Raw genomic sequence first — 16,952 nt, forward strand, 5'->3', positions numbered from 1 at the left:
TTGATTTAGCCAATCGATTGTTATCATTCTTTGTTGATAGCCAGTTTCCCAGTTCTTCAAACCTCAGTTATAAAATATGATAAATTTTTAAGGAGAAAACACATGATTAAGATTACTTTCCCAGATGGCGCTGTGCGTGAATTCGAATCTGGCGTTACTACTTTTGAAATTGCGCAAAGCATCAGCAATTCCCTAGCTAAAAAAGCTTTGGCTGGTAAATTCAACGGCAAACTCATCGATACGACTCGTGCTATCACTGAAGATGGTGCCATTGAAATCGTGACACCTGATCACGAAGACGCTCTTCCGATTTTGCGTCACTCTGCTGCTCACTTGTTTGCCCAAGCAGCTCGTCGCCTTTTCCCAGACATTCACTTGGGTGTTGGTCCAGCTATCGAAGATGGTTTCTACTATGATACCGACAATACTGCTGGTCAAATCTCTAACGAAGACCTGCCTCGTATCGAAGAAGAAATGCAAAAGATCGTCAAAGAAAACTTCCCATCTATTCGTGAGGAAGTAACGAAAGATGAGGCACGTGAAATCTTCAAAAGCGACCCTTATAAATTGGAATTGATTGAAGAACACTCTGAAGATGAGGGTGGTTTGACCATCTACCGTCAGGGTGAATATGTTGACCTCTGCCGTGGTCCGCACGTCCCATCAACAGGTCGAATCCAAATCTTCCACCTTCTCCATGTGGCTGGTGCTTACTGGCGTGGGAATAGCGACAATGCTATGATGCAACGGATCTACGGTACAGCTTGGTTTGACAAGAAAGACTTGAAGAACTACCTTCAAATGCGTGAAGAAGCCAAAGAACGTGACCACCGTAAACTTGGTAAAGAACTTGACCTCTTCATGATTTCTCAAGAAGTGGGTCAAGGTTTGCCGTTCTGGCTGCCAAATGGTGCAACCGTCCGTCGTGAGCTGGAGCGATACATCGTTGACAAAGAGCTGGCTTCTGGTTACCAACACGTCTACACTCCGCCGTTGGCTTCTGTGGAGCTTTATAAGACTTCTGGTCACTGGGATCACTACCAAGAGGACATGTTCCCAACCATGGACATGGGCGACGGGGAAGAATTTGTTCTTCGTCCGATGAACTGTCCGCACCACATTCAAGTCTACAAACACCATATTCACTCTTACCGTGAGCTGCCAATCCGTATTGCTGAGATTGGGATGATGCACCGCTATGAAAAATCCGGTGCCTTGACTGGTCTCCAACGTGTGCGCGAAATGTCTCTCAACGACGGTCACCTCTTTGTCACGCCAGAGCAAATTCAAGAAGAGTTCCAACGCGCCTTGCAGTTGATTATCGATGTTTACGAAGATTTCAACTTGACCGAATATCGTTTCCGTCTTTCTCTTCGTGATCCTCAGGATACGCATAAGTATTTTGATAACGATGAGATGTGGGAAAATGCCCAAACCATGCTGCGAGCAGCCTTGGACGAAATGGGTGTGGACTACTTTGAAGCAGAAGGAGAAGCAGCCTTCTACGGTCCGAAACTGGATATCCAGGTTAAAACAGCCCTTGGAAATGAAGAAACTCTGTCAACTATCCAGCTGGACTTCCTCTTGCCAGAGCGCTTTGACCTCAAGTATATCGGAGCTGATGGTGAAGAGCATCGCCCAGTTATGATTCACCGTGGAGTTATCTCAACCATGGAGCGCTTCACAGCTATCCTGATTGAAAATTACAAGGGAGCCTTTCCGACTTGGCTTGCTCCGCATCAAGTGACCTTGATTCCAGTTTCCAATGAAGCACATATTGACTACGCTTGGCAAGTGGCTAAGAAGCTGCGTGACAAGGGTGTCCGTGCTGATGTGGATGAGCGCAATGAAAAGATGCAATACAAGATTCGTGCTTCACAAACCAGCAAGATTCCTTATCAGCTAATCGTTGGTGACAAGGAAGTAGAAGACAGTACTGTCAACGTTCGCCGCTACGGTCAAAAAGAAACGCAAACCGTTCCAGTTGACGAGTTTGTGGAAGCTATCCTAGCTGACATCGCCAACAAATCACGCGTGGCTAAAGAAGATTAAAATAAGAAAGGCAAATCCGACTGAGGAACTTCCTCAAAATGATTTTGCCTTTTTCTTTTTCACAAGTTTATCTAAGGAAAACTATTTCTTCTCCCTGTGTTTTGTCTAATTTCTCAAAAAATGGTATAATGAAATAAAAGAACAGGGGAGAGAGATGTTAAAAAGAGATTTACTGAGAAATGTTATCATTGTTGCGGTTCTTCTTGCTATTTTAGTGGGATTGCGTTTGTTTGTCTATACACCTTATCGCATCACCAAGCAAGATGCCAATTCTTTCTTAGCGGAAGATGATTTGGTGCTGGCTGAAAAGACAGAGAAAATTCCGCGGGGGGAATTTGTGCTCTATGAAGTCAATGGCAAATATTATGTTGGCCGCGTCATCGCTAAGGAAAATGACAAGGTGACCTACATGGATAATCTTCTCTATCTGAACGATCAGGTGCAGTCAGAGGAATATATCGAAAAGATGCGGGAAAAATACTTGGCTTCTGCTGCAAGCACAGGCTATTATACTCACGATTTTTCGATTATGGATTTAAAAGGTGCAGAGTCCGATACCATCCCAGAAAAATCCTTTTTGATTTTAAACGATCGGCGGGAGAATACAAAAGACAGTCGAGAATTTGGTCTGATAAAAATGACTCAGATTAAGGGAGTTGTGGAATTCCGGATTTCTCCATTAGATAAATTTGGTTTTGTAGAAACGAAGTAACATGAGTTATTTCGTTTTTATTATGGCTTTGTAGTAGCCAGAGGGATTGTATAAAAATGATGAGGTGCTGCTAACGTGGCTCTGATTCGTGCTCTTTTGATGAATCACGTGTAAACTCATTGTTATTTGCCAGAAGAAATCTTAGAGGAGCATACTATTTTTGAGTTGCAATTGTTAGTAAGGACTTTGCGGTCGAGCTAGAAAGGCGGACCGTACTTTAGTGGAAAAAGTAAATGCTGCTTTCGGGAAATTATACCAAGAAGGACAAGTCCATAAAATCGCTGAAAAGTGGTTTGGAGAAGATATTGCAACAGACCAAGTGAAAGTATATAAAAACAACTAGCAGAAAACTAGTTGTTTTTTCGTGTTTCTTGGTGGAAGATATTTTGCCAGACTTCGTGGCGGCGCCAGAGGCTGGTATGGATGACATCTCCGATTTGATAGCGAATCAGCTTGGTTTTTTGGCTGACGGATGTAATTTCTAAATTTTTGATAGGAGAAGTTTGGGCTCTCTCTAGTTGAAATTCCTCTTTGTTCAGCTGGCGACCATCTTGGGAAATGTAGACAAAATCGGAAGATAAGAGAGTATCCAATTGACTACCTTGATCGACTAATTGCTCACGCATCAGGAGTTTTTGATAGACATTATCCAGAATCTCATCTTCAGGAATCGGAGCTGGCTCAATATGAATATCAATGTCGAAGACGCCAAAGTCTTCCTTGAGCATATCCTCCACCTGATCAGCGATTTCGTGACTTTCAAAGACAGAAAGGTCAGGATTCATTTCCAGTATAATATCCAGATAGATATTGCTGCCATAGGTCCGGCCACGCTGGGACTTGACGCGTGTGATTTTAGGAATTTCCAGAATGGCACGCTTATAGTCGTCTAAAAGGTCCTGGTCAAAGCCGTCTGATAGGCTGAAGGAGGACTCCATGAAAATATCATAGGCCGTTTTCAGAATGAAAAAAGTAATAATGATGGCTGCTAGCTTGTCAACGATAGGAAACTTCAGGGAGCTAGCAATAATAGCAACCGATGTGCCCAGAGAAGTGATAGCGTCCGATAGATTGTCCTTGGCAGCAGCATCCAGAGCTTTGGATTTCACCCTTTTGGCTAGGCTTTTATTGTAAAGATAAACACCAAACATGATGATGGCTGATACAATCCCGACAATGGCTCCCACAGGATCAATCAAGGTTTCTTCCTTGTTAATAATTTTTTGAGCCGTATCAATGAGGACATTGAAACCGACAAAAAACATGATGAAAGAAGTAATCAGACTGGCCAGATCTTCAATCTTCCAATGGCCGAAGCGATGATCCTTATCCGCTGGTTTTCGGGCCATGCGCAGGCCGATTAAGACTGCTAGATTGGCAACAATATCGGAGACGTTGTTGAAACCATCCGCCGTCAAACTGGAGGATGTCAGTGCTGCACCTACAATGATTTTTGTAACGGATAGGCCAATGTAGGTGGCAATTGCTAGGAGGGCGCCTCGTTCGGCAAGTTTGAGATTGTCGCTTGGATGATTGTTCATGGCTGCTCCTTTCTAGACTACTATTATAGCTTTTTCGCACTTAAATTTCAATGAAGGACAATTGTCTTTTCGATAACAAATTCACTTGAATTTTGATATAATGGAAGCATTGATTTTCAGTTTGATTTTATATTGAAAGGATAGAAGATGAATCCCTTATTAAACGGTATGAATGACCGTCAGGCTGAGGCTGTCCAGACGACAGAAGGCCCCTTGTTGATTATGGCGGGGGCTGGTTCGGGAAAGACCCGTGTCCTGACCCACCGTATTGCCTATTTGATTGACGAGAAGATGGTCCATCCATGGAATATCCTAGCCATTACCTTTACCAATAAGGCAGCGCGGGAGATGAAAGAGCGGGCAGCAGTGCTCAATCCAGCTACCCAAGATTGTTTAATCGCCACTTTCCACTCCATGTGCGTGCGAATCCTGCGCCGAGAAGCAGACCATATTGGCTACAACCGTAATTTCACCATCGTCGATCCGAGCGAGCAGCGGACCCTGATGAAACGGATTCTCAAAAATCTTAATCTGGATCCTAAAAAGTGGAATGAGCGCGCTATTCTGGGTACGATTTCCAACGCCAAGAACGACCTGATTGATGAGGTGGCCTATGCGAATCTAGCAGGTGATATGTACACGGAGATTGTGGCCAAGTGCTACACAGCCTATCAAAAAGAACTGCGTCAGTCTGAGGCCATGGACTTTGATGATTTGATCATGCTGACGCTACGGCTTTTTGACCAAAATCCTGATGTCCTGACCTACTATCAGCAACGTTACCAGTACATCCATGTGGACGAGTATCAGGATACCAACCATGCCCAGTACCAGCTGGTCAAGCTCTTGGCTTCTCGCTTTAAGAATATCTGCGTGGTCGGGGATGCTGACCAGTCTATCTATGGCTGGCGGGGAGCCGATATGCAGAATATCTTGGACTTTGAAAAGGATTATCCAGAAGCTAAAGTAGTTCTATTAGAGGAAAACTATCGCTCGACTAAAACCATCCTTCAGGCAGCTAATGAAGTCATCCGAAACAACCGCAACCGCCGTCCTAAAAATCTCTGGACTCAAAACGAAGACGGTGAGGAAATTGTCTACTATCGGGCTAATGACGAGCAGGATGAGGCCCTTTTTGTCGCTCGGACCATTGATCAGCTGAGCCGAGAAGGCTACAGTCATAGGGATTTTGCAGTCCTTTACCGGACCAATGCCCAGTCACGGACGGTGGAGGAAGCCCTGCTCAAGTCCAATATTCCCTACACCATGGTCGGGGGCACCAAGTTCTACAGCCGCAAGGAAATCCGCGATGTTATTTCTTACCTCAATCTCATCGCCAATCCTAGCGATAATATCAGTTATGAGCGCGTGGTCAATGAGCCCAAGCGTGGTGTCGGTCCAGGAACGGTGGAGAAAATTCGGGATTTTGCGTCCAGTCAGGAAGTCTCTTTACTGGATGCGTCGGCCAATATCCTGCTGTCGCCGGTCAAGGGTAAGGCGGCTCAGGCGGTCTATGATTTTGCCAATATGCTTCTCGATTTGCGGGAGCGCTTGGACGACTATACAGTGACGGAGCTGGTAGAAGCCGTATTGGAAAAGACAGGCTATTCTGCGGCCTTGGCAGCCCAGGCAACCTTGGAGAGCCAAGCACGGATTGAAAATATCGAAGAATTTCTGTCTGTGACCAAGAACTTTGACGAAAGTCCAGACAATTCTGCTGATGAGTCTGGCCTTGACAAGCTCAGCCGTTTTCTCAATGAATTAGCCTTGATCGCGGACACAGATGACGGTGATCAGGAGAGTTCTGAAGTGACGCTGATGACCCTCCATGCGGCCAAGGGATTGGAATTTCCAGTCGTCTTTCTGGTTGGTATGGAGGAAAATGTCTTCCCTCTAAGTCGGGCATCTGAAGATGAGGATGAGCTAGAAGAAGAGCGGCGTCTGGCCTATGTCGGCATTACCCGAGCAGAGAAGATTCTCTATCTGACTAATGCCAATTCTCGGATGCTTTATGGTAAAACTAACTATAATCATCCTACTCGCTTTTTGAGAGAAATCAGCTCAGACTTGCTAGACTATCAGGGACTGGCTCGACCAGCAAATAGCTCCTTTAAGGTTAGCTATACCAATAGCGATACTAGCAAATTTGGTCAGGGCATGAGTTTAGCCCAGGCTCTACAAGAACGGAAGCGTCAGGCAGCTCCTAGTTCCATTTCTGCAGGCATTTTGCCTTTTGGAAAGAGCAGTCAGAGCCAGCCATCTAATCCAGAAGTTGCTTGGGCTATCGGAGATATTGCCCATCATAAGAAATGGGGCGATGGGACAGTTTTGGCAGTCTCTGGCAGTGGAAATAGTCAAGAGCTTAAGATCAATTTCCCAGAAGTTGGTCTGAAGAAAGTGCTGGCTAGCATAGCACCGATTGAGAAAAAATCATGATGAGACAGTCGATTGAAGCCTGGATCTATCATCCAGAGGAACGAAAAATCTTGCTCTTGAGAGTTGAGGATGAGAAAGTTTCCTTTTGGCAGCCCATTACTGGTGGGATTGAGAGTGGTGAGAGTCCAGAAGAAGCCTGCCTTCGTGAAATAAAAGAGGAGACCGGCTTGCTCTTAGCTTGTTCAAACCTGACGGGTCTTGGAGATTTTATGGTAAAGATTGATGAAAATCTGACCATCCACAAAAATCTTTTTCTAGTTCTGACAGAACAGAAGGACATCCAGCTTTCAGATGAGCATGTGGGAGCTCAGTGGGTAGCTTTAGACACAGTTTCGTCGCAGTTGTACTGGCCCAGCAATCAAGCGACTTTTGAGATTATATCTGAGAAGCTATAAGATATAGCTTCTCTTTATTTCTTTTGATAAAGAAATTCTATTAGTCAAGCGAGACGTTTAGTGGTAGACTTATCACATAACTATAGTGAGGTGACCTTATGACACGTGAATTTAAATTTGAAACTCTGCAGCTTCATGCCGGACAGACAGTGGACCCGACAACTAAGTCGCGGGCTCTGCCTATTTACCAGACAACTTCCTATGTGTTTGACGATACTCAGGAGGGAGAAGATCTCTTTGCCCTACGCAAACCGGGAAATATCTACACTCGGATTACCAATCCGACCCTGTCTGCTTTTGAGGAGCGGATTGCGGCTTTGGAGGGTGGAGTCGGAGCACTAGCGACAGCTTCTGGTATGGCGGCCCTTACCTACACTATTCTAGCCTTGGCGCATGCTGGCGACCATGTAGTGGCAGCTTCCACCATCTACGGTGGCACCTTTAATCTGCTCAAGGAAACCCTGCCTCGCTATGGCATTACCACGACTTTTGTCGATATTGAAAATCTGTCTGAAGTAGAAGCGGCCATTCAGGACAATACCAAGTTGGTTTTGATTGAAAGCTTGGGCAATCCTCTGATTAATATCCCTGACTTTGAAGCTTTGGCAGAGCTGGTTCATGCTCATAAAATTCCGCTGATTTCTGACAATACCTTTGCTACACCTTATCTGATCAATGTCTTTTCTCACGGAGTGGACATTGCGGTGCATTCTGCGACCAAGTTTATCGGCGGTCACGGAACCAGCATCGGAGGTGTGATTGTGGACAGCGGTCGTTTCGACTGGGAAGCTTCTGGCAAGTTTCCGCAGTTTGTTGATCCGGACCCGAGCTATCATAATATCAGTTATACGCGCGATGTCGGAGCAGCAGCCTTTGTCACTGCTGTCCGGACCCAGCTCTTGCGCGATACGGGCGCAGCCATGTCTCCCTTCAATGCCTTTCTCTTCTTGCAGGGGTTAGAAACTCTCTCTTTGCGCGTAGAGCGTCATGTGTCCAATGCGGAGAAGATTGTAGATTTCCTAGCAGGGCATCCTAAGGTTGAGCAGGTCAATTATCCCAAACTTACTGACAGTCCTTATCATGCTTTGGCAGAAAAATATTTCCCTAAAGGCGTGGGCTCTATCTTCACCTTTAATGTCAAAGGTGGAGAGAAAGAAGCTCGTAAGGTTATTGACAGCCTGGAGATTTTCTCTGACTTGGCCAATGTAGCAGATGCTAAGTCTCTGGTTGTCCATCCAGCTACGACGACTCACGGACAGATGTCCCCAGAAGATCAGCTGGCAGCAGGCATTACACCAAATCAAATTCGTCTCTCTATCGGCCTGGAAAATGTGGATGACTTGATTGAGGATTTGAGAATCTCCTTGGAATCTATTTGATTTTTAATATTTCTAGACAGAGTAAATAAGAATAAAACTAGGTTTTCGCCTAGTTTTTTGTTATAATGAGAGATATTAAAAAATAGCAGGTAATTAAAATGACAATTTCAGTGATTGTTCCGTGCTTCAATGAAGAAGAGTCTATTCCTTTGTTTCATGAAGCCATGGAAGCGGTCAAATATCAAATCCGTGACCAGTTTGAATATATTTTTGTCAATGATGGATCGACGGATCGGACTTTGGCTGTTTTGCGTGAGCTCAGCAGACGCTGTCCAGATGTGCACTATCTGTCCTTTTCTCGTAATTTCGGAAAAGAAGCAGCGCTCTATGCTGGGCTCCAAGAGGCAAGCGGGGATTTTGTGACGGTCATGGATGTGGACTTGCAGGATCCGCCCGAGCTTCTAATTGAGATGAAAGCTATGTTGGACATGAATCCAGAACTGGATTGTGTGGGGACCCGTCGCACTACTCGAGAGGGAGAGCCACCTATCCGGAGCTTTTTTGCCAATCTGTTTTATAAACTGATTAATAAGATTAGTCAGGTAGAGATGGTGGATGGTGCGCGTGACTTCCGACTGATGCGCCGCCAAATGGTAGAGGCCATTCTGGATGTTTCAGAGTACAATCGCTTCTCCAAGGGGATTTTTGCCTGGGTTGGCTTCAATACCGAGTACTTGGAATACAAAAATGTCGAACGAGTGGCTGGCAAGACCTCTTGGAATTTCTGGTCCCTCTTCAACTATTCCTTGGAAGGTATTGTCAATTTCTCTGATGCACCGCTGAACATCGCTTTTTTAGGCGGCATCCTGTCTTGGATTTTAGCCTTTATCCTAATGGCGGTGATTATTATCCGTACCTTGGTTTTTGGTGACCCGACATCGGGCTGGCCGTCGCTCATGACCGTTATTCTCCTTCTCGGAGGCTTCCAGCTGCTAACCATCGGCATACTCGGTAAATACATCGGAAAAGTGTTTATGGAAACTAAGCATCGGCCGATTTATGTGATTAAGGAGAAGAGTAAGTGAGTCTTTGAGCTTAAGTGACTCTTATATAGCTGAGGAGAGATTGTGAAAAATAAAAAAATTAATATTGTCTTATGCTTGTCTTCGTTTATTTATGCGATACAGTTTTACATCAATAATAAAATCACCCCAGTAGGAGACCAAACAGCCTTTTTAGAATATGCTAAGGAATTTCATTACAATTATTTATTCTTTGGGATTGATCGTTATTTTACATGGAGCAGTAGACTGCTCATTGAGTCAGCCACCTTATTATTTTCCGTTCACGAAAAGCTGTTTATAGCAGCAGCCTTTCTGGCAACTTTGCTTTTGGTCTATGCTTTAAGGAAGCTGACCCCTTCCTTGCCTTGGCTGCCAGCTTTACTAATTTTTATATTCCTTCCGGCAACTGAATTTTTAAGCGCGGGCTCTATTCCGACCTATGTCAATTACATTTTCCCTGCTTCCTTGTTGCTTTTCGCACTTTTTTTCAGAGAATCTAAAAATATTTGGATTAGTATGGCTAGCCTTTTGTGCTTTTTAGTTGCTATCATGCAAGAACAATTAGCAGTCTATGCTTTTTTGTGGCTTCTGTTTGAAACTGTCCTTGCAAAGAAAGATAAAAAACCTTTACTGGGTAATTTATGCTATTTGGCATTGAGCGGTGTAGGAATCTTATCAGCTAAGTTGTCTCCAGGGAATGTCCTACGTTTTGAAAAGAATATTGTCAGTTGGTTCCCCAACTTTCCGAACTTGAATATCTTTCAAAAGCTTGGGTTGGGCTTTCTGGAGACAGGGGATAATATGCTTTCCATGTCCTTTGCCTTTGTGATGGTCTTCTTGCTTGTGCTCTTTGTTTATGCTCTTCACAAGAAAAATGTAACAGCCATAGCTCTGAGCGGTTTTGTCATACTCAATATTTTTTCACAAAAAATGGGCTGGAATACTATTTTTGGTACCTTAACAGGTATCAGTAAAGCAGCCAGAGAATCAGGGACATTTTCTTTTAATATTACTTATCTGAGCGCGGTCGCTTTTTATGGCTTGCTGCTATTAATGATTCTTTACGCTTTGTGGCTTGTAGTTTCTGACTGTAAAGAAAAAATATGGCTGACCTATTTATTTGTAATTGGCTTTATTGGCCGCATGGTCATTTCATTATCTCCCACTCTCTACGCTTCAAGCACTCGAACCTTTTTGCCATTGATGATAAGTCTATTAATTATTACTTGCAGATTATTGTATCATTTATATACAGAGTATCAAAAGGCATAAGAAACTATTCTTTTGTGCTCCTACTGAATAGATTTTCCGATAGTGATTCGATCAAGCAGATTTTTCCTGCTTTTTTTGGTATAATAAATTCATCGAATATTTATGATCTGAAAGGAAAAACAAATGATTTTAATTACAGGCGCGAATGGACAGTTGGGAACAGAGCTTCGCTATCTTTTGGATGAGCGTAATGAAGAGTATGTGGCTGTCGATGTGGCAGAAATGGATATTACTAATGCCCAAATGGTGGACAAGGTCTTTGCGGAAGTCAAGCCAAGCTTGGTCTATCACTGCGCAGCCTATACTGCAGTTGATGCGGCTGAGGACGAAGGAAAAGAGCTGGACTATGCCATCAATGTGACCGGTACCGAAAATGTGGCAAAAGCAGCAGAAGAACACGGGGCGACCATGGTCTACATCTCAACAGACTATGTCTTTGACGGACAAAAACCTGTCGGTGAGGAGTGGGAAGTAGATGACCGGCCGGACCCGCAGACTGAGTATGGCCGTACCAAGCGCATGGGAGAGGAACTGGTCGAGAAATATTCCAGCCGTTTCTATATTATCCGTACTGCTTGGGTCTTTGGTAACTACGGTAAAAACTTTGTCTTTACCATGCAAAATCTTGCCAAGACGCACAAAACTCTGACTGTAGTCAATGACCAGCATGGTCGTCCGACTTGGACTCGTACGCTGGCTGAATTTATGACTCATCTGGCGGAAAATCAAAAGGAATTTGGTTATTACCATCTGTCTAATGATGCGGCAGAGGACACGACATGGTATGACTTTGCAGTGGAAATTCTCAAAGATACAGATGTGGAAGTCCAACCGGTTGATTCCAGCAAGTTCCCAGCCAAGGCTAAGCGGCCTTTCAACTCGACTATGAGCTTGACCAAGGCCAAGGCTACAGACTTTGTCATTCCGACTTGGCAGGATGCCTTGAAAGAGTTTTACAAGCAGGAAGTGAAAAAATAAATAAAGAAGCAACCTTGAGGTTGCTTTTTTAAAGGGGATTTATGGTATAATTGGATAAAGTTTTATTTATATTGAAAGAGAGTTTGATTATATTGAAAGTGGTGTCGCCGCAAAAAATTTTCTTTTGGAATATTCTGGGGAGTCTATCTTCAGCAGCTGTATCTGTTATTTTATTATTTATAGTTACTCGTACTTTATCTAGTGAGTCGGCCGATCTATATAGCTTTGCTTATGCAATTGCGAATTTACTAGTTATTGTTGCAGGGTTTCAGGTTAGGGATTTTCAAGCGACAGATATTAAAGAAAAATATTCATTTGATGCCTATTTGACTACCAGAGTTTTAACTAATATTTTAATGATACTAATTTTATTAGGATATTTAATTTTAAATTCTTCTACTCATGCAAATTTTTGGATTATATTTTGGGTATCATTTTTTAGAGTTAGCGAGGCGCTTTCGGATGTATTTCAAGGCTTGTTCCAACAGAAAGAACGATTAGATATAGCCGGTCAATCATTATTTTTTAGAAATATAATTTCAACTATAACATTTGCTTTTTTGTTATTGTTTTCTAAAAATCTTCTTTTATCTGTTGTGTTTCAAACGCTCGCCTCTTTCACAGTAGTTCTTTTTTTTGATTTTCCAAAATCTAAGTTGTTTCATCGTATTAATATCGCTACAGTAAAGCTAAAAGATATTTATAGTATTTTAAAGGACTGTTTACCTTTATTTATAAATGCTTTTTTATTAGTTTCAATCTATAACCAACCCAAGTATGCATTAAACGATATTTTTAACAAAGGATTGATTGAAGCGGGAGTACAGAGAGACTTTAGTATTTTATTCACTCCAATTTTTGCAATGAATCTAATGATTGTTTTTTTACGCCCTATGGTCACACAACTAGCAATTTTCAAGGAAGAGAATAAAACTTCCCATTTTATTACGTATAAAAATAACTTGTTTAAGATTTTATGGGGAACAAGTGTTTTGATTTGTCTTGGTGGGGCGATTGCTGCCATACCTATTTTAAATATCATTTATGGGACAAGATTGGATCAATATCAAATGAGTTTCTTTATACTGTTGTTAGGTGGCATTGCTAGTACGTTTTCTACAGTATGTGATAATATTTTAACTGTTTTTAGAAAACATCATTATTTGATAATCTCATTCTTGGCAGGTTATCTTGTATCCATTCTTACAGCCGAGCCACTAGTATCTCGATATGGAATCTTTGGAGCCTCCTTGTCTTTCCTTGTTTCGATGATTGCTTGGTTGAGTGTCTCGCTAATTATTTATTTTATGACCAATCCGTATACTTTTTTGAGAAGGAGAAGATAGAGAAGTATGAAATTTTCTATTGTAGTTGCTGCATATAATGTTGCAGAATATCTGAATGAATGTGTTGATAGTATTGCAAATCAAGATTTTGATGCTTCGAATTTTGAAGTTATACTAATTGATGACGGATCTACTGATCAAAAGACTAGTAAAATTTGTGATGATTTGTCTGATAAATATAGTGTTGTGAAGGTTATACATCAAGAGAATCAAGGTCTTTCTTCTGCAAGGAATACTGGAATTAAAAATAGTCAAGGAGAGTACATTCTTTTTGTAGATGGGGATGATTTTTGGAGTAATAAGGATTTTTTATCAATTTTATCAGTTCAGTTGAAAAAAAATAAAAGTGATGTCATTATTTTCCCGTATTCCAAATATTATGGTATAGATAACTATAAAACGACTACTTTAAAAACTAATTTTGATTATAATAGCTATTATGAAAATGTTATACAATTGGTTTCTAATGAGGTGATGATAGCACCAGCTTGGAATAAGTGTGTAAAAAAAGAGCTGTTTGATAGGGGCTTGAGTTTTCCTGTTGGCTTATTATCGGAAGATTGTTTGTATTGTGCGGATTTATTAAAACAAATGAATTCTTACTCTATTCTAAATATACAGTGTTACATGTATAGACAAAATAGAGATGGAAGTATAACAAATATTGTAAAAGAGAAAAATGTAATAGATATTTTGGAAAGCATTAAAAAAGGAATGGATGATAATACTCAATATAATAACAATCTGCGCCAAGCTTTAAATATCTATTTTGCAATCTCATATATCTCTATATTACCTTATGTAAATCAATACATTGATAATTTGAAAATTAAGGAGTTGCTTTACCAGTATAAATATTTGCTAAAGTATGCAAATTATATAGAGAACCGAGCATTTAAGTTAACAGGCCTAGTAACCAAGTTATTTGGGATAAAGTTTTCGATAAAACTATTTCCTGTTTTATTGAAGTTTTATAAATAGATTAGTCCAGTTACGAAAGGGGAAATATGTCTAAACCAGCTATTTCAGTTATTGTTCCAGTTTATAATGCACAAGATGGAATTAAACGCTGTGTAGATTCTCTTTTGAATCAATCATTTAAGAATTTTGAAATTATTTTTCTAAACGATGGTTCGAAAGATAACTCTTTAAATATTTTAAAAGACTATGAATTGAAGTATAGTTTTATAAGAGTAATTGATAAACAAAACGAAGGAGTGGCAGTAACTAGAAATAAGGGAATTCTTCTAGCTGAGGGAGAATATATTATGTTCATGGACAATGATGATTTTGTTGATAATGATTATATTGAAACTTTTTATCAGGCTATCCATGAGAAAAGGCTAGACTTAGTTATTGGTGGCTACAAGCGCGTTAATCAGGATAATCAAATTATCTTTAGTCAAGACATACAACAATCAGAGTGGTCCAAATATATTATAATGGCTCCTTGGGCCAAAATTTACCGGACTGAGTTCTTGAGAAAAAACAATCTAGAATTTTTTGACTATGGTATAGGAGAAGATATTATTTTTAATCTAACTGCCTATAAGACAACGGATAAAATAGGATTGTTGGACTATAAAGGATATAATTGGTATTACAATAGTCAGAGTATTTCTAATACTTCTCAGAGAGGTTTTTCTCCTGAAATTGATATTTTAGTTCTTTTTGCAAAAATATTAGAGTTGGGTCAGCCATCTGAGTTAGTAGTATATTACTTGAAAAGGTATTACGTTTGGTACTTACTTTTTTCAGGGAGAGCCTCATCAGATCAGGAGTTTATTCATCAGTATATTAGGATTAAAAAATGGTTAAAAGAGAATAAACTCATCAGTACGATTTCTCCCTTGTCTAAGAAGGTTCAGGGTGAAAGGTTTCAGACTAAAATTTCACTTATTGTTTTTTTGAGCTTAGAGAAGTTAAGGTTAGTTCCATTATTTGCTAAAATTTATTGTAAAGGGAAGAAAGATAATTGAAAGTTTTAATGATTATTCCTGCTTATAATGAGGAGGAAAGTATTTTAAATACGGTTTTGAGCATTATAGAATATCGGAAGAAAGTTGATTTTGACTTGGACTATGTCGTTATCAATGATGGGTCGATTGACAGAACGAAAGAAATTTTGGATAGTCATCATCTGAACGCCATTCACTTGGTGATGAATCTGGGGATTGGCGGTGCTGTTCAGACGGGTTACAAGTATGCACTTGAGAAGGAATATGATGTAGCCGTACAGTTTGACGGAGATGGTCAGCATGATATTGAGTCACTAGCTGCTTTGCTGGAGCCTATTCGTCGTCAGCAGGCAGATTTGGTTGTTGGTTCTCGTTTTATTGGTGACAAGGCTTCAGAATTTCAGACCACTTTTATGCGTCGTTTTGGCATTACTATTATCTCAGCCTTTATTAAATTAACAACTGGTAAAAGAATTCTTGATGCCACATCAGGCTATCGTTTGGCCAATCGAGACATTATTCGACAATTCGCTGCGCGCTATCCTATCAAGTATCCTGAGCCAGAATCAATCGTCCATCTCTTGAAGCGGAAATATACAGTGGTGGAAGCACCGGCCAATATGTTTGAGCGTGCAGGAGGAGTCTCTTCGATTACTCCGATTAAGTCCATTCGTTATATGATCGAAGTCTGCTCTTCAATCTTGATTGCTGCTTTTATGAAAGAGAGTGAATAATGTCCATTTTATCTATTGTTATGCTAGTGGCTTCAGTCCTGTTCCTATATTTTGTCTTTCGGAATATCAATCAAAACAATATTTTGTTTGAGCAAGCCTTTATGTGGATTATTATTGGCTTTGTACTGATTGTTATCTCTATTTTTGATTGGATTCCAGTTTCGATTGCCAAATTGTTAGGCTTTGAACTGACCTCAAACTTTGTCATGTCCTTGGCCATTTTTTTCCTGCTGGTTATTGTTTTTTTACATACTATTTCCATTTCCAAGCAAAAGGAGCAAATCAAGCAGTTGGTGCAAGAACTGTCCATCATGAAACAAAGAATGTCCAAGTTAGAGAGTGAAAAAGATGAAAAATAACCATACCTGGGTGATTTGCGCCTATGGCGAAAGTGAATTCTTAGAAGATTGTATCTTGTCTCTGCAAGCTCAAACTTTGTCATCAAAGATTATCTGCTATAGCTCAACACCGCTGGATTCAATCAAGCAGCTGTGCCAGAAGTATGGTATTCCTTTTTATACGAAAGAAGGCGGTGGTATTGGCAGGGACTGGAACAATGCCCTTTCCTTTGTTGAGACTTCTTATGCTACCATTGCCCATCAGGATGACTACTATGAGCCTGCTTACCTAGAGGCTGTGATGCAGAAAATAGAGCAGTCTAAGGACATTCTCATTGCCTATACAGACTATTTTGAAGAGAAAAATGGGGTCAAAATTCCAGCTAACACCAATCTGAAAATCAAGACTCTCATGCTCAAAACACTGAACCTGATGCCAGCCAGCCGTTTTTGGAGAAATCGGGTGCTGGCTTTTGGCAATCCCATTTCCTGTCCGGCTGTGACTTACAACTTAGAGGCATTAAGCGATTTCCGATTTGATGAGGAAATGCGTGTGAGTCTAGATTGGTATGCTTGGTACAAGATTAGTGCCTATAAGGGTTGCTTTGCTTATATTTCTAAGAAGCTCATGTGCCACCGGATTCACGGAGAGTCTGAAACAACCAAAACTATTTCAGATAATACTCGAACCAAAGAAGATTTGTTCATGTACCAGCTTTTCTGGCCTAAGTGGGTGGCTAATCTAATAAATAAAGCATATATGAAGAGTCAAGACTCTAATTCGAACTAATAATAGGTTATTTATAA

15 protein-coding genes and 1 pseudogene are annotated in these 16,952 nt (G+C 41.0%); 15 read left to right on the forward strand and 1 reads right to left on the reverse strand.

Annotation, left to right across the window (positions count from 1 at the left end):
- The first annotated feature begins 102 nt into the window (after window positions 1-102).
- From thrS to AC5FEC_RS00110, 3 genes and pseudogenes are all read left to right on the forward strand, one after another.
- A complete protein-coding gene (thrS, locus tag AC5FEC_RS00100; protein WP_493660889.1) occupies window positions 103-2,052 on the forward strand; it encodes a threonine--tRNA ligase in 1,950 nt (649 codons plus the stop codon).
- A 154-nt stretch (window positions 2,053-2,206) separates the two neighbouring features.
- Window positions 2,207-2,764 (forward strand): signal peptidase I, encoded by a 558-nt coding sequence (lepB, locus tag AC5FEC_RS00105; RefSeq protein WP_234549967.1) that lies wholly within the window; start codon window positions 2,207-2,209, stop codon window positions 2,762-2,764.
- Window positions 2,765-2,960: 196 nt separating this feature from the next.
- Window positions 2,961-3,107, forward strand: a pseudogene (locus AC5FEC_RS00110) (transporter substrate-binding domain-containing protein); the annotation flags it as partial.
- A gap of 7 nt (window positions 3,108-3,114) precedes the next feature.
- Here AC5FEC_RS00110 and AC5FEC_RS00115 read toward each other — a convergent pair.
- Window positions 3,115-4,305: a cation diffusion facilitator family transporter gene (locus AC5FEC_RS00115; protein WP_493660890.1), complete on the reverse strand. Its 1,191-nt coding sequence runs from the start codon at window positions 4,303-4,305 to the stop codon at window positions 3,115-3,117.
- Between the two features lie 147 nt (window positions 4,306-4,452).
- On the opposite strand from AC5FEC_RS00115, the gene pcrA reads away from it, so the two are divergent.
- From pcrA to AC5FEC_RS00175, 12 genes are all read left to right on the forward strand, one after another.
- Entirely contained in the window at window positions 4,453-6,741 is a 2,289-nt protein-coding gene (gene pcrA, locus AC5FEC_RS00120) for a DNA helicase PcrA (protein WP_493660891.1), read from the forward strand.
- A complete protein-coding gene (locus AC5FEC_RS00125; protein ID WP_217472344.1) occupies window positions 6,738-7,136 on the forward strand; it encodes an NUDIX hydrolase in 399 nt (132 codons plus the stop codon). Before pcrA ends, AC5FEC_RS00125 begins: the two co-directional genes overlap by 4 nt.
- Before the next feature lie 98 nt (window positions 7,137-7,234).
- Window positions 7,235-8,515 carry an O-acetylhomoserine aminocarboxypropyltransferase/cysteine synthase family protein gene (locus AC5FEC_RS00130; protein WP_493660892.1) on the forward strand — a complete coding sequence of 427 codons (1,281 nt, stop codon included), beginning with the start codon at window positions 7,235-7,237 and terminating at the stop codon, window positions 8,513-8,515.
- A gap of 98 nt (window positions 8,516-8,613) precedes the next feature.
- Window positions 8,614-9,540 carry a glycosyltransferase family 2 protein gene (locus AC5FEC_RS00135; protein ID WP_148881272.1) on the forward strand — a complete coding sequence of 309 codons (927 nt, stop codon included), beginning with the start codon at window positions 8,614-8,616 and terminating at the stop codon, window positions 9,538-9,540.
- Between the two features lie 42 nt (window positions 9,541-9,582).
- A complete protein-coding gene (locus AC5FEC_RS00140; RefSeq protein WP_493660893.1) occupies window positions 9,583-10,791 on the forward strand; it encodes a beta-carotene 15,15'-monooxygenase in 1,209 nt (402 codons plus the stop codon).
- 123 nt (window positions 10,792-10,914) lie between these two features.
- Window positions 10,915-11,769, forward strand: coding sequence for a dTDP-4-dehydrorhamnose reductase (rfbD, locus tag AC5FEC_RS00145; RefSeq protein WP_493660894.1), 855 nt, complete (start codon window positions 10,915-10,917; stop codon window positions 11,767-11,769).
- A gap of 71 nt (window positions 11,770-11,840) precedes the next feature.
- Window positions 11,841-13,115 (forward strand): lipopolysaccharide biosynthesis protein, encoded by a 1,275-nt coding sequence (locus AC5FEC_RS00150; protein ID WP_493660975.1) that lies wholly within the window; start codon window positions 11,841-11,843, stop codon window positions 13,113-13,115.
- 6 nt (window positions 13,116-13,121) lie between these two features.
- A complete protein-coding gene (locus AC5FEC_RS00155) occupies window positions 13,122-14,096 on the forward strand; it encodes a glycosyltransferase family 2 protein (RefSeq protein ID WP_493660895.1) in 975 nt (324 codons plus the stop codon).
- A 26-nt stretch (window positions 14,097-14,122) separates the two neighbouring features.
- Window positions 14,123-15,094 (forward strand): glycosyltransferase family 2 protein, encoded by a 972-nt coding sequence (locus AC5FEC_RS00160; protein WP_493660896.1) that lies wholly within the window; start codon window positions 14,123-14,125, stop codon window positions 15,092-15,094.
- On the forward strand, window positions 15,091-15,807 hold the full coding sequence (locus AC5FEC_RS00165) for a glycosyltransferase family 2 protein (RefSeq protein ID WP_493660897.1): 717 nt from the start codon (window positions 15,091-15,093) through the stop codon (window positions 15,805-15,807). Before AC5FEC_RS00160 ends, AC5FEC_RS00165 begins: the two co-directional genes overlap by 4 nt.
- Window positions 15,807-16,166: a DUF2304 domain-containing protein gene (locus AC5FEC_RS00170; protein WP_002912850.1), complete on the forward strand. Its 360-nt coding sequence runs from the start codon at window positions 15,807-15,809 to the stop codon at window positions 16,164-16,166. Before AC5FEC_RS00165 ends, AC5FEC_RS00170 begins: the two co-directional genes overlap by 1 nt.
- A complete protein-coding gene (locus AC5FEC_RS00175; protein WP_493660898.1) occupies window positions 16,156-16,935 on the forward strand; it encodes a glycosyltransferase family 2 protein in 780 nt (259 codons plus the stop codon). The genes AC5FEC_RS00170 and AC5FEC_RS00175 overlap by 11 nt, the downstream gene beginning before the upstream one ends.
- Window positions 16,936-16,952: the final 17 nt, after the last annotated feature.

It is taken from the genome of Streptococcus sp. STC1396, from assembly GCF_058933875.1.